Source organism: Desulfitobacterium sp. PCE1 (genome assembly GCF_000384015.1).
GTDB lineage: Bacteria > Bacillota > Desulfitobacteriia > Desulfitobacteriales > Desulfitobacteriaceae > Desulfitobacterium > Desulfitobacterium dehalogenans.
In genome coordinates this window covers 321939-335545 of record NZ_KB913023.1, presented here as the reverse complement: position 1 = coordinate 335545, position 13607 = coordinate 321939, and the positions used below count along the sequence as shown (strand labels likewise).

General features: G+C 46.3%; 13 protein-coding genes. 1 reads left to right on the top strand and 12 read right to left on the bottom strand.

Annotated features, from left to right (window positions below; all coding sequences use genetic code 11):
• Position 1: 1 nt before the first annotated feature.
• From DESPCE1_RS0101655 to DESPCE1_RS0101610, 9 genes are all read right to left on the bottom strand, one after another.
• Positions 2-1090: an iron ABC transporter permease gene (locus DESPCE1_RS0101655; RefSeq protein WP_014792306.1), complete on the bottom strand. Its 1089-nt coding sequence runs from the start codon at positions 1088-1090 to the stop codon at positions 2-4.
• Complete coding sequence (locus tag DESPCE1_RS0101650; RefSeq protein WP_019849268.1) at positions 1065-2162, bottom strand: iron ABC transporter substrate-binding protein; 1098 nt, start codon at positions 2160-2162, stop codon at positions 1065-1067. Before DESPCE1_RS0101650 ends, DESPCE1_RS0101655 begins: the two co-directional genes overlap by 26 nt.
• Before the next feature lie 400 nt (positions 2163-2562).
• Positions 2563-2850: a metal-sensing transcriptional repressor gene (locus tag DESPCE1_RS0101640; RefSeq protein WP_019849266.1), complete on the bottom strand. Its 288-nt coding sequence runs from the start codon at positions 2848-2850 to the stop codon at positions 2563-2565.
• A 146-nt stretch (positions 2851-2996) separates the two neighbouring features.
• On the bottom strand, positions 2997-3155 hold the full coding sequence (locus DESPCE1_RS22230) for a hypothetical protein (protein ID WP_019849265.1): 159 nt from the start codon (positions 3153-3155) through the stop codon (positions 2997-2999).
• A gap of 95 nt (positions 3156-3250) precedes the next feature.
• Complete coding sequence (locus DESPCE1_RS0101630; RefSeq protein WP_019849264.1) at positions 3251-3628, bottom strand: carboxymuconolactone decarboxylase family protein; 378 nt, start codon at positions 3626-3628, stop codon at positions 3251-3253.
• Between the two features lie 49 nt (positions 3629-3677).
• Positions 3678-4502 carry an SDR family NAD(P)-dependent oxidoreductase gene (locus DESPCE1_RS0101625; protein WP_019849263.1) on the bottom strand — a complete coding sequence of 275 codons (825 nt, stop codon included), beginning with the start codon at positions 4500-4502 and terminating at the stop codon, positions 3678-3680.
• Positions 4503-4538: 36 nt separating this feature from the next.
• On the bottom strand, positions 4539-5867 hold the full coding sequence (locus DESPCE1_RS0101620; protein WP_019849262.1) for an MFS transporter: 1329 nt from the start codon (positions 5865-5867) through the stop codon (positions 4539-4541).
• A 14-nt stretch (positions 5868-5881) separates the two neighbouring features.
• Complete coding sequence (locus DESPCE1_RS0101615) at positions 5882-6808, bottom strand: glycyl-radical enzyme activating protein (RefSeq protein WP_014792300.1); 927 nt, start codon at positions 6806-6808, stop codon at positions 5882-5884.
• A gap of 70 nt (positions 6809-6878) precedes the next feature.
• A complete protein-coding gene (locus DESPCE1_RS0101610) occupies positions 6879-9359 on the bottom strand; it encodes a pyruvate formate lyase family protein (RefSeq protein ID WP_019849261.1) in 2481 nt (826 codons plus the stop codon).
• Between the two features lie 255 nt (positions 9360-9614).
• Between DESPCE1_RS0101610 and DESPCE1_RS0101605 the strand changes: the two genes are divergently transcribed.
• Positions 9615-11009 carry a sigma-54-dependent Fis family transcriptional regulator gene (locus DESPCE1_RS0101605; RefSeq protein ID WP_019849260.1) on the top strand — a complete coding sequence of 465 codons (1395 nt, stop codon included), beginning with the start codon at positions 9615-9617 and terminating at the stop codon, positions 11007-11009.
• 452 nt (positions 11010-11461) lie between these two features.
• On the opposite strand, the gene DESPCE1_RS0101600 is transcribed toward DESPCE1_RS0101605, so the two are convergent.
• The 3 genes from DESPCE1_RS0101600 to DESPCE1_RS0101595 form a co-directional block, all read right to left on the bottom strand.
• The gene (locus tag DESPCE1_RS0101600; protein WP_019849259.1) at positions 11462-11971 is read right to left on the bottom strand and encodes a GNAT family N-acetyltransferase; all 510 of its coding nucleotides are present in this window, start codon (positions 11969-11971) and stop codon (positions 11462-11464) included.
• A complete protein-coding gene (locus tag DESPCE1_RS22885) occupies positions 11943-12131 on the bottom strand; it encodes a Uma2 family endonuclease (protein WP_242835414.1) in 189 nt (62 codons plus the stop codon). The genes DESPCE1_RS0101600 and DESPCE1_RS22885 overlap by 29 nt, the downstream gene beginning before the upstream one ends.
• Positions 12132-12308: 177 nt before the next feature.
• Positions 12309-13580: a serpin family protein gene (locus DESPCE1_RS0101595; protein WP_019849258.1), complete on the bottom strand. Its 1272-nt coding sequence runs from the start codon at positions 13578-13580 to the stop codon at positions 12309-12311.
• Positions 13581-13607 lie beyond the last annotated feature (27 nt).

Genomic DNA, 13607 nt, shown 5'->3' with positions numbered 1-13607 from the left:
CCTATCTCGCCCCCTTGTAAATCAGATATAAAAACAGCGGCGCCCCGAGAAATGAAGTTATGGCACCAATGGGCAAAACCACCGGCGCTACAATGGTTCGGGAACAAAGATCACTTAACAGCAATATACAGGCTCCGGCTAGCATGGAAGCCGGAAGCAAAAACCGATAATCGCTGCCCACGAACCTTCTAACCATGTGGGGAGCCACCAACCCGACAAAATTAATAATCCCCACAAAAGATACGGCACTGGCCGCCAAAAGAGCGGACAACACCATACTGACCAAAATCAGCTGATCCACATGGATCCCCAGACTTCGTGCCGTCTGCAGCCCGCTTTGTATCCCATTGTAGCTCCAGCTTTTGGACATAAAGTAGATAAAAGTCAGACTAAGAATGACAAAGATAAGGACTATTTCATTCCAGCTGGTACGTCCCAGATCCCCAAATGTCCAATAGACCACCGAGGCCAACACTACATCGTCGGCAAAATATTGGGCCAGAGTGGTTCCCCCGCCGAACAGGGAAGAAAGAGCAACCCCGGCTAAGACCATGGAGGCTGGGGTAACGGTTTTAATCCGGGATAAAGCCAGAATGACCAATACGGAAATGATCCCCCCGAAAAAAGCGCATACGGTGACCAGAAAGGGGTTGGTAATACTGATCGCCCCGCTTCCCGTGGCATTATGCTGCACCCCGGCACTAAAGTAGACAATAGCGATGGTGGCACCAAAGGAAGCCCCCTGGGATACCCCCAGGGTTGAGGCAGAGGCCAAAGGATTCCGCAGTACGCCTTGCATGACACAGCCTGCCAGGGCCAAAGCACCTCCCACCACTGTCGCGGTCATGATGCGGGGCAAGCGTACATTCCAAACAATAGCGTTGGCCTGAGTCGTACCTTCCCCTATGAATGTCCGGAAAACCTCTCCCAAGGTCAGACCGGCGGAGCCGGCTGTCATCGAAAACAGGGCCGTACCTATCAGCAGGGTTATCAGGACAAAGAGCACAAAGCGCTTTCTGGCCATATATTTTCCGTAAGCATCCCGATAGTGAAGTTTACCTGAGTTACTGACCAAGTGTAATCTTTCCAAAGGTTAACCCGGCCTCCTTCATTTCGGCATAGATCCCTCTACCCAAAAACTTTGCAATGATTTCATCGGTCTTGGTCTCCATATCAATATCTGCAAACTTCTCAGGGAACAGCACCTTGCCTGCATAATAAGCGTCGGCTATAGCCACCTCACTATTCGTGGAGTAATTATTAAAGTTAATCATGGAATAAACCTTACCTTCTCTCACCGCACGCAAAGAATTGAAGTAATCAGGCTTCTTGGTATATTCCTCATTGACCAGATTCATATTGCCAGGATCGAGAAAGATGTAATCGGGGTCCCAGACCTGGATTTTTTCCCAATCCACATCGAATCCATCTTTCTGACCGGTCTCATCGGCTACATTGATGGCATTAATGGCCTTAAGGGGACCAAAGTTGGCATAGGTTCCGGCGAATCCGTGGGCACCGTTATAGGTTACGGCACCGGTATACACAACCGGTTTGTCCGTATCCGCAATATCCTTGGTCCGGTCATTGAGGTCGGCCCTTAACTGCTCCATATAAGCAGCCAACTCGGCACAGCGTTCCTCTTTGCCAAGAATCTCTCCGATCAATGTCAGGGATTGAGCCGTATCCTCCCCAAACAGGTTGGCCTGAGTCGCAATGGATACTACAGGAATCCCTGTTTTGTTGGCCAGCTGCTCAAGGGCGTCACTATTATAAAAAGTAAAGATGATATCAGGCTGAAGGGCAATAATCTGCTCTTCATAGGCGGTATAACCACGGCCGCCGCCTTTGCCTATACTGGGGAGGTCTTTGAATTGGTCATGATAGACATAGTTATAAGCTCGTTTTATTTCTCTCGTTTTGTCGATATCTTCAATTCCAATTAGAAGATCAGTGGCCTGGGCATAAGCGATTAACCGCAGAGCGCCTGAGCCTGTGCAAACGATGGAATCGATCTTCGCCGGAATCTCCACTTGCCTGCCCATCATATCGGTGACGACCCGGGTAGTGTCCTCCGTCCGGCCAGGAACCGCAGACTCCTGACTTGTACACCCGGTCGCAATAAGCATAAGTGTCAGTAAGATAAGGGTCAATTTTTTCATGGCATTCCTCTCCTTTTTAGAATTTTTTCTTTTATGGTCTTCAGGCCAATAAGCCCGTTTTTTATAAAGAAACTCATTTCATTGATCCCAAACCCAAATGGACCAAAAAATGAGCAAAAAGAGAAGGTATATTGAACCCTGCCAAGGGAATCCAATATCAAAAAACCATTAAAATAATCAAGAGTCCCCCAAAGAAATGCAAAAAAACCATGGAATATCCTCCCTGTATCTAGGGAAAAAGACCTCCATGGTCTTCATTTTACTATGATAGAGTGACCCAATCTGTAGCCAACTACTAGATCTAAGTATAGACTAACAATTCTTTCCTTATCTCACAAGCCCCCTAGGGGGATACTTTTCCAACATTCTTATCTCTTGAGGTTCAATTCAGATGTGCCAATCATTTAATAAACCGATCAATGGCCTTATTCAGATTTTCAATTGCCTTTTCATCGCCGAGTTCCCATACATCAACAATACAATGCTCAATATGATCTTTAAGAAGAACCTTACCGGTATTATTGAGAGCGGCTATAACTGCTGACAACTGGATCAATACTTCGCTACAGTCCTTTTCCTCTTCTACCATCCGTTTTACTGATTCCAAATGGCCAATTGCCCGGGATAAGCGATTGAGTACGGCTCTGGTATTATGATGATGGCTATGACCCTTTTCGCTCATTACCATGATTCAGCTCCTTACGAATACATTAAAAAGAAATCAAGATGATTTGCTAAAAAATAAAAAACCACAGAGCTAACCCCTTTTAGGTTAAACCTCCATGGTTTAATTCATTTCATTCATTTCTTTTGAGGTATGATATTCGCTGTGATTTAGCTTTTTCCTCTTTTCTTCATTACTAATTTGCTTAATTGGGCCCTATCGGTCTTCCCTTCTGCCGTCATCATCGCGTCTGCCGCCCCGTCTGTGGGGGAACACGCCCCCATAAAAGCCGTGGAAATCGCCCCTGTGTTCTCCAAAGCCGCGGCCATGATAATGCTTCATAAATCTCTCCATCTTAAACAGGGGCAAATTCCCAAGCGCTTGGAAATTTGCCCCTCGTCAGCTATGGATTTCTCCATAGCTATTATTTCGTCTTTGCTGATTCCACTTTTTCAACTTCTTCCATCAAAATAGGCACACCCATGGCACAGGAATGGATGCTCAATAAGGTGGTACTCTCTAAGACAGCCATAATCTCCCTTTGGGTCACTCCCAATTCAAGGGCTTTTTGAATGTGTCTGCGCACACCTGGGGCATACATATGGGTGCAAGAAGCATCCACCGCGATGGCGATCAGCTCTGCTGTTTTGGGGTCCACAATGCCGGACATCGCCTGCATGGCCATATCCAGGTATTTCTCAGTCCATACCGGATCCAAATTATATAAGCCGTTCCAGTCATTGTTCCAATACCCGTTTTCCTGTAATCTGTTGCATATCGGGGTTTCAACCTTGTTATTCATTTGACAAGCACCTCTTTCTACTATTTATAGTCGTTTATTGGAGTGGACTTTAGATAGCGGCTCCGCCATTCGGACTGATGATCTGACCCACCATATAACCGCCGCCTTCTGAGGCCAGCCATACCGCAAGGGAAGCATACTCTTCAGGTTCGCCTAATCTCCCCAAGGGGACCATCTGGAAAAATTCATTTCTCGCCTGTTCTGTCATCCTGCCCAAAATATCACTGAAATCATCGGTCATGATGCCACCGGGGGCAATGCAATTCACCAAAATTCCACCCCCTGCCACTTCTGCCGCAACCGACCGGGTAAACCCGATCAACGCCGCCTTTGATGCACTGTAATGGGGGCTATGAATACTTGTAACCGACATCCCCGCCGTGGAAGCAATGTTAATAATCCTCCCGGATTTTTTAGTTTCCATGATTTTCAGGGCTTCACGCGTACAATAAAAGGCGCCGTGAATATTCACATCAAAATAGCTCTTCCATTCCTCATCGGTGATATTCATCGTAATTTGGAGCGAATGCCGCGGCACCGGCTTGGTCACCAGTTCATAATGGGCTTTTCTGCGCTCTGCGCTTTGCGGGTCCGTGTTTAATTTGGCTGCATTATTCACCAGGATGTCCAGAGTACCAAACCGCTCCACAACCTTGGCAAACATTTCCCTCACCTGTCCACTTGAGCTGACATCGCATTGCAGGGGCAGGTACTCTCCGCCCATCTCGTCTAATTCCCGAGCAAACTCCGGTTTCATCGGATGCCGGCCGGCAAACGCCACTTTCGCACCTTCAGCCAGATAGGCTTTGACAATCGCTCTTCCTAGCCCTCCATTTCCTCCGGTTACCAACGCCACTTTGTCTTTAAGTAACATATCCTTTTGCCTTCCTTTCAGCTTAATTCCCCGAACTTACTCATTGATTTGTTCAAGTGATTTTCCACTGGCGCGCACTCCCCAGACGCCGACGATAATCGCCGTAAGGACATAGATCATTCCCGTCACAGCGAATACGCCAACATATCCATACATCCTATTGATCACCGGAATGGCCACCATAGCGACTGCCGTGGGGATACGCCCCGACGAGTAAATAATACCTGAAGCAGCATTCCTGATATTGGTTGGGAATAATTCCCCTAAATAGGTCTGCGTTACAGCGCACATAGCCTGTATAATCACGGCGATTAACACAGCAACCACGTAAATCCCGGTTTTGTTGTTTAAACTCGCGTAGACTATGGACAGAACCAACGCGGCGATATTTAAAGCAACGATCGGCCATTTTCTTCCGCCCTTGTCAGATATGGCAGCAGCTACAAAAGGTCCGGCCACAAAACCAAAGGACATCATCATCGAAAGGGTTAAACCATCCTCAATGGAATAGCCCTTGGTAACAAATAAGGTTGGGGCAAAGCTGATGAAGATAAATCCTGCCGCATAAGCAAACCAAAATATCTCCAGCAGCACCAAAGTATTTTTATATAGTTTCTTGCTGAACATTTCTTTTAGAACATACAAAACACTGACCTTCTCCGTATTGCGTACCGCGCCGCTTAAATCGGCTTTATAGCCCGTCATTTTTTCCACGATTCTTTCTGCTTCCGCTACTCTGCCCTTTGACACAAGCCACCTTGGAGACTCTTCCAGCCACAATAACCCCAAGATCGCGATGATCAGGCCGCCGCCGCCGATAGCATAAACATATCGCCAGTTTTCCGGAGCCAAGGGGATGACCTTCTTGCAGAAAATAGCAATGGCCGGTATGCCGATATATCCAAGGCCAATTCCGAGAGCCTGCCACTTACCCCGGCTCTCCGCAGGCAGCATTTCAACCATATAGGGTACGGCCACAATAATCAGGCTGGCAATCCCAACACCGGTCAAGAACCTCATCACCATAAAGGCCTGGACATTGGTAACAAAGGCATTGCTAAGGGAGAAGACGGAAAAAAATACTGAGCTGGCCAAAAAGGCCTTCTTTCTTCCGATATGATCAGAGATGAATCCGCCGAACAAACTCCCCACCAGCATGCCGATAAAAAACATCGAATTGATCTGTCCCACCTGCTCCATGGTGATACCCCAGTTTTTCATCAGAGTCGGCGCAACAAAGGAAAAATTATAGTTGTCCATCATGTCAAACAGAAGGCCCATGGCAATTAAAAGTACGATTTTTAAATGCTTGGATGTAACCTTGACGCCATCAAAATAGCTGGTGAGTACTTTTTGATTCTCCATTGATGTTTTCCTCCTTAATTTTTCATCAAAAACTTGGCATAGCCTTCCAATTCCCTTAGTTTTTCCTGTTCAAGTGTTGGAACACCACTCAAGGGGTATATTCTTCCCAGAGAAGGGTATTTGCTTTCCCCCAAGCGGTGATAGGGCAAAATCTCATATTCGATATCCCTTGGCATTCCTTTTATAAACTCTACAATAGCCCTAATCTCCCGTTTGGTATCATTGAATCCTGGAACAATCGGCGTCCGAACCCGAATCGCCATCTCCGGAAACTCTGTACATATCTTTTTAAAATTAAACAAGATCTTCTCATTGGCAACCCCGGTATACTTTTTATGCTTTTGGGAATCCATGCATTTTAGGTCATAGTAGACCGTGTCTGCATAGTTCAAGACCTTTTCGATGGCTTCCCACTCAGCAAAACCGGTCGTTTCAACGGCGGTATTCAGCCCCCTCTGCCTGGCCTCATTTATGAGCTTGCCGGCAAAATCAGCCTGCACCAAAGGTTCCCCGCCGCTCAGCGTGATTCCGCCTCCTGAACGGGTGTAAAAAGCGCCGTCCTCTTCAACACTATTCAGAACTTCGTCCACCGTCATGGGGACACCACAAACCTCCACCGCCTTAGCCGGGCAGGCTTCGGCGCAATCTCCGCACTGAGTGCATCGTTCCCTGTCAATCGCGACCTTACCCTCAGCCTCCGTCATGGCGCCGGCACGGCAAGCCTTCAGACAATAACGGCACTCTCCAATACCGATGCATTTATTATCATTGTAAAATACCTCAGGATAAGGATGCTGACTTTCGGGATTGGAACACCATTGGCATTTTAAAGGACATCCTTTTAAAAATACGATCGTTCTTATCCCGGGTCCGTCGTGGATCGAGTATTTTTGGATATTAAAAACCTGCCCCGAATTTTGGCCTTTTTGCTTTTCCTTCATAATCTGTGTCTCCTTTAGGAGGAAGGGCAGGACCCGCCGTCGCCCGACGGGGCCTGCGCTTTTCCTTTAACTATAGACTCTGCTCTGTTCTGGCAATAATCTCGTCTTGCAGTTCTTTGGACAGTTCCGTGAAATAAGCGCTGTAGCCAGCTACACGGATCACTAAGCTCCGGTATTTCTCAGGGTCTTTCTGGGCGGCCAGCAAGGTTTCTCGATTAATGATATTAAACTGAATATGATAGAGTTTCATATCGCACCAGGTTCGGATGAGGGACATCAGCTTCCGGGTTCCTTCCTCCCCTTTGACTGAACCGGGGCTCAGTTTCAGGTTAAGTAGTCTGGCCTGTCGGTTTTTGGACCCTTTATTTTTGGAATTGACGTTAGACATGAGCAACCCGGTGGGTCCCTTTGTATCACAACCATGTGAAGCCCCGGTTCCTTCTGCCAGAGGCATTCCGGCTTTTCTGCCGTTAGGCGTTGCTCCCACCACTTTGCCAAAGGCAATATGGAGGGTTACGGGGACCATACGGAGCGATAGGACCGTTCCGGGAATCTCCTTGTTCTGTTCTTCTAAATAATCCAGATGATATTTTTCCAGTTCCTTAGCTATCGCATCAGCCTCAGGATCGTTGTTGGCATATTTAGGCGCATTCAGGCACATCTGCCGGATAGCCTCTTTACCCTCAAAATTAACCGCTAAGGCATCCAATAGCTCACCCATCGTCAGCTTTTTATTATCAAAGACCAGCTTCTTAATGGCTGCCAAGGAATCGGCTGCAGTTGCATAACCAATGGCATCACAATAAATTTCGCGCAGGCCCCTCTTTAACCGATGGTGAAGATCCTGGCATTCCTCCATACAAATATCATGGACCATCGAGGTCATGGGAGCCGCCATAAACTTTGTTTTGACCTCATCCAATACTGCCTGCTGGGTTAGGACATGTTTTAATAAATAGAGATGCTGAGTGCGGTAAGCATTCATCACCTCTTCAAAGGAGGTGAAGTTTCTGGGATCACCGGTCTCCGCCCCAAATTGGTAATCGCCATACAGTTTCATCCGGCCGTTATTCAGGGTTAACTCCACTGCGGCGCCAAAATTAACAGCACCGGCGGGAGTCGCATAGGTGTCCACGTTCGGAATTCTGTTCTCGACACAACCGGCGATACAATAATCCAGAGCATCCTCATAGCTTACACCCTTAGCCAGGTACAGAGGGACGATCTCCTCATCATTGAGCAGCTTCGGATAGCCCTGCCCTTCTTTAATGATCTCTGTTACCGCTCTAAGAAATTTATCCGGAGTTTGCGCATGAATCCTTACCCCCATATCCGGATAGTTGATAGGAATCCCCCGCTTGGAATCAAGGATCAAATACGACACCTCGTTGGTCGCATCCTTGCCTTCCCGGGTCTGTCCGCCTATGGTAACACCCTCAAAGTGAGCATACCCCTCTGTGAAAGAGCCGGCCGCCGGGCTTGCCATAATGAACATCGCTTCGGACATATTGACCCAGACGCTCTCCAGCAATTCCCTCGCTTGATCCCTGGTCATCCGGCCTTCTTCTATGTCCTTTTTATAGTAAGGATAGAGATACTGGTCCATTCTTCCCAGACTCAAGGAAGCGGCACCCAGTTGCTCCAAGCGGCAGAACATATAAGCAAACCACTGGGTCTGCAGAGCTTCATAGAAGGTCCGCGCAGGATTTTCCGGAACCCATTCACAGATTTCGGCAATCTGCAACAGTTCTGCCTTCCGCGCCGGATTGCTTTCCTTTTGCGCCATTTCCCGAGCTGATTGAGCATACCGCTTAGCCCAGATCACAATAGCATCACAGGTGATGATTACGGATTGCAGGAAGGGTTCTTTCTCCACCCGTTCAAAGGGATTTTCTATCGCCGCCAGTTTTTCCTGAGCTTGTTTTTTGATATCCTTGATCCCCCGCTCCGCAACCTTTTTATAATCAATGACCCAGTTATGGGAGGCTCGGAAGTTCCCTGAACAAAAAATAATCCCAAACTGCTGATAGATATTTTCCTGATCGGCACCGAACATCAGGGTTCGGGTATCCTCCGGCAGGGCTGCGACAAAGGTCTCTGGAAAGGATTTGTCCTTCCAATAGGGTGCGATCTCCTCCGTCATGATTTTGTAATCTTCTTTAGATACATAAAAAGGAGTGTCGGGGCGGCCGCATATATTTTCTCCCATGCGATCCAAATACGCTCCGTCGATTTCCGGATAAAGCATCCCACAGCGTCCGGGATGATTCTCTCCTTTCCCGACGATCAAATCGTCCTCCCCGATATACACCGGGATATTCTCAGCGATATGCTGCAGAGCTAAGGCCCATCTGAGAATCAGGGGCTTGCGCTCGGTAGCTTTCATGGATTCCGTAAACAAACGCGCTCTATCCGTGCATAGCAGAATTTGACTTTTACGGATCGCCTCCATCCTTCTGAAGGTTCTCTCTCTGCCTTTATCTTCGTCCTTCATCTTTCCCTCAAGCCACATCTCCTGAGGGGACAATACTAACGGTTCACAGCAAGACATAGTTTTCGCTCCTCTCCCAAAAATCATCTTAGGATAAAACCCACATTCACATAAGAGACTTCCTTTATCCCTCCCATACGTCCTTAATTCTTTGGATGGCTCGCCAACTGCTACACTATAAATGCAATAAGTATGCCAAACACCAGAGTGCGCAAATTGGATTGTTTTAACCTTCACAACTGTAACGTTTTGTATTATAATGTCCGTAACCATGTGTGAAATTTAATACAAATCCGAACGAGAGGAATGAAGACCATGTCTGCCAAAGAACTGGGTACCAAAGACTTCCAGGAAATACTCGACAATATTATGGAGTCCGTTTCAGTCATGGACGAAAATGGTGTTGTGATGTGGACTAACAAGGCTAACCGTGAGAAGTTAGGTATTACTACCGAGGTGATTGGGAAAGAAGCGAAATATCTCGTTCAGGAAGGGTTAATCGATAAAGCCGTTGTTTACGAAGCGATAGAAAGCGGCAAATTCACAGCGTCTATTATCTCTAAAGGAAGTGAAAAGGATGTTATTGTCTACTGCAATCCGGTCTACGATGAAGAGGGCAAGATCAAGTTTCTGGTATCCAGCGCTATGACTTGCAGTGAGGTGAATCAAATCTTAGAGACTCTGGAAACCGAGCGCCGTATCAATAAGACATACCTTGCGGAGATAAAACACTTGCGCAATACTTTGTTGCTGGGAGAAGATTTCGTTATCGAAAGTACGAATATGAAGTGTCTGCTGGAAGATGTCCAAAAGCTGGCTCCCATCGATTGCAGCGTCTTGGTTACCGGGGAATCCGGAGTTGGCAAAGAGGTTATGGTCAAGACCATTCATAAAAACAGCATCCGCAAGGAAGGACCATTTATCACCGTAAGCATCCCGTCCATTCCGGATAACTTGCTTGAGGCTGAACTGTTCGGATATGAAGAAGGCGCCTTCACAGGAGCAACCCGCGGTGGAAAAATCGGTCTTTTTGAACTGGCCCAAGGCGGAACCCTTTTCTTGGATGAGATTGGGGATATCCCCTATGCTCTTCAAGTTAAACTCTTACGGGCTATAGAGAACGGAGAAATCCGCAGGGTAGGCGGAACCAAGCTCATAAAGATCGACACGCGGATCATCGCCGCTACGAACAAGCACTTGGAACAGATGATAAAAAAAGGCCTCTTTCGAGAAGACCTTTTTTATAGATTAAGCGTTATGCATCTCCATATTAAACCCTTGCGGGAAAGGTTGGAGGATATAAAGCCTTTAGGAGAGCAATTCATACAGAACTTTAATAACAAATATAAAACCGATAAAAAAATCACCGAACCAGCTTTTAATTTGATGAAAAAGTATCCCTGGCCGGGCAATGTTCGGGAACTGAAAAATTTGGTAGAAAGGCTGGGCATCCTTTCAAACGGAGATTTAATCACTGCGGAAGACGTACAGGCCGTTCTCAGTAAAATCAGCAATACTATCAATGATATCGATCCTGATCACTTGAGTGATGATTGGAAAACAAACCCCCAGCTTGCGGAAGAGTATTCATCCTATGAAAGAACCAAAATACTCGAGGCTCTAAAAACGGCCCATGGCAACAAGACCAAGGCCGCAGAGCTTCTGGGGATAACCAGGACAAAATTGTACCGGAAGCTTAAGAATCTATAGGCCCATGATGTGCCCTTCGATGCAAATCGACAATGTACTTTTTTATGTCATCATACTCCGGTTGGCAGACTAATATCTTTTTCGCGTCTTTCACAAGCTTTTGCCCGCTGGCGTGGCTATTTCATACGGATATCTGCTGCAGTCCAGATAAGTATAAAGATAAAAAGCTTTCCTTCACAGGGGAGGTTATCCAAGCCGACGATGGATTCGGATACCAACGCTTGTTAATCTGCACTTCATATGATGGAGATAGCATCGTTTATGTGGATTACAAAGGCGCGGAAGAAAGCGATAAAAGCATTATACGCAACAAATCATTCAGTATAAGTCAGAAACACAGACAATAAACGACTTGCATATACAAGTTTGCTTTTATAACATTTGCAAATTGCACATCCGCATAAACACAAGAAATCGAGTAGGAGCCTTGGCGGAAGATTATAACCACACATTCACAGCTCAACAAGAAAGCTGTAACCATGAATCTTAAATCCTAAGCTTTCGTAAAATTTGTGGGCATCTTTCCTTTTAACGTTGCTGGATAAGGCCATTTTGTAACAGCCTTTTTGCTTGCATATCTCCATTGCGGCTATCATCATGCGCTTGCCAATACCCATTCGCTGATAGTTTTCCGAAACGATGACATCCTCAACAAGCCCTGAAGGCGCACCCCTGTGGGCGATGTTATTCATAATGGCTAATGAAAAGGTACCGACGATGTTACCTTCTATCTCTGCCACATAAATAGAATAGTCCGGGTAGCTGTAAATTTTGCTGAAAATAAAGACTGCGGCATCGATATCGATACCGCAGTCTTTATTTTCCTCCAACGTCCCATAGAGCTTTAGAATACCCTCTAAATCATTTTCCGCGGCATGCCTGATAACTATCATCAGCACCTTGCTTTCTTTACATTTCTTCCAGCCATCACCGTCACCACATCTCCTGCAATATAAAAACACTGATGAATTTCCCCTCCGGAAGCCTTAAATCAAAAGGCGCTGCAAACACCTGGCAAGAGTTACCTTTTAAAAAAACATTGAACTGGGTTAAAAGCTCTCTCGCTATCGCCTGATGTTGCCAAGTGGGGGCTGATTGTAGAGAAGGAACTCCCTCATAAATCTCCCAACGTTCGCTATCCGGCCAGGTAAGATAGGGTGTAAGTATATTTCTTATCTTCCCGGTGAAATTTCATAACTGCCCTCACCTTTCTTGGACGGTGTTGCTGAAAGCAGAATGCTTTAACATATTACATCCTATAATGTTTTGGTGAAGTTCGAGTTACTCCGCAGCTTAATCTCACTTCACCGTAGGATCTTCCATGATTCCCACAAATAACGGGCTATTTGTCTGCCAATCTATGATGGCATAGACAAAAGGCCGATCAAATACGACTTGGGTAAGATCTACAGGCATGCTGGTATTGCTGACTTCTACCCCTGTTACCGCAGCAGCCTCCGTTCCCTTTTCATCCACTTTAATATAGGTTTTATGCTTTACTCCCCCGATAAAAAGGTCCTTGTTATGGGCCTTATTCATTAATGAGAAGTCTGCACGAGAAGGATCAAAAGCTATTTCCATTCCCAAAGTATTGAGTTCATCCTTTAGTTCATTTTCATAACTACTTTCAAATTTCGGCAGAGATAGCTCAACATTCTTCACTTTTTTCGTGTTCATTAATTTTAACATTTCCTCAGCAGTGACCGTGTTGATAAAATCCCGGGGAGATTGGCCTTCCCCAGGCAAGATCCCTACGAAAGCAAACCGCTCATCGGTATAAGGGAGAATGACTCCGGTGGCCCCTTTACCTTGGATATAGTCCATATTCCCGCTTCGTCTCATAAATGGAGTTTCTACACTGCCTGCCGGAGCAGAGAAGGTACTTTCATAGGTGCTTCCAGCCTTAAATTGATCCTTCCACTCCCCTTTAAAGTAAATCGCATTGATAAGGTACATCATTAAATCATCGTCAATCTTCTCGATGATCTTATCGATGGTCCCCTCCGTTTTTTCCTCCACCCATTGATTGATTATCTTAGGGGCCGAGGGATCGGCAAAATCAATGCTTCTTATTCCCGCTTGATAATAATCTCCATTGGTCTGTAAAAAAGCCGGGTCCGCCTCAAAACCATCACGAATCCAAATCGAATTGGCAATACGCACATCCGCCTTATTTTCTTTATCCATCAAAGAGGTCATCCATGCGGATAAGCCTAGATTAAAGTCCTCCGGCTTTATGTTTTGAGCAGACAAGGCTTTGAGCATGGCTTCCCTGGTCTCACCATCGGCCCCATTTAGGGTCATTCCTAAGGCCAGATAGACAGAGGGTGCTGAAATCATGACATTACCGGTGTTAGCACCGCTTTCCCTGAATAAATTCCATGTAAAATCCAGTAGAGCTTGATTCAACTCTCCATCCATTTTTTGAGGAAGTTGGACAGGATTTTTATTAATCCCCTTCATCAAATCCCCGGCAGCTACTTTGGAGTTCCCTGAGCAGCCGGTCAGGGTCACCCCCAGCATCACCGCCACCAAGGCCCAAGTTACAATTAATTGATATTTTCTACTCATAACCTTACCTCCTTCTAATATTAAGTC

Coding starts and splice junctions, on each gene's coding strand:
- DESPCE1_RS0101615 (WP_014792300.1), bottom strand. CDS start 6,808: ATGAAGGAAAAGCAAAAAGGCCAAAATTCGGGGCAGGTTTTTAATATC.
- DESPCE1_RS0101625 (WP_019849263.1), bottom strand. CDS start 4,502: ATGTTACTTAAAGACAAAGTGGCGTTGGTAACCGGAGGAAATGGAGGG.
- DESPCE1_RS0101595 (WP_019849258.1), bottom strand. CDS start 13,580: ATGAGTAGAAAATATCAATTAATTGTAACTTGGGCCTTGGTGGCGGTG.
- DESPCE1_RS0101620 (WP_019849262.1), bottom strand. CDS start 5,867: ATGGAGAATCAAAAAGTACTCACCAGCTATTTTGATGGCGTCAAGGTT.
- DESPCE1_RS0101630 (WP_019849264.1), bottom strand. CDS start 3,628: ATGAATAACAAGGTTGAAACCCCGATATGCAACAGATTACAGGAAAAC.
- DESPCE1_RS0101640 (WP_019849266.1), bottom strand. CDS start 2,850: ATGGTAATGAGCGAAAAGGGTCATAGCCATCATCATAATACCAGAGCC.
- DESPCE1_RS0101650 (WP_019849268.1), bottom strand. CDS start 2,162: ATGAAAAAATTGACCCTTATCTTACTGACACTTATGCTTATTGCGACC.
- DESPCE1_RS22230 (WP_019849265.1), bottom strand. CDS start 3,155: ATGGCCGCGGCTTTGGAGAACACAGGGGCGATTTCCACGGCTTTTATG.
- DESPCE1_RS0101605 (WP_019849260.1), top strand. CDS start 9,615: ATGTCTGCCAAAGAACTGGGTACCAAAGACTTCCAGGAAATACTCGAC.
- DESPCE1_RS0101610 (WP_019849261.1), bottom strand. CDS start 9,359: ATGTCTTGCTGTGAACCGTTAGTATTGTCCCCTCAGGAGATGTGGCTT.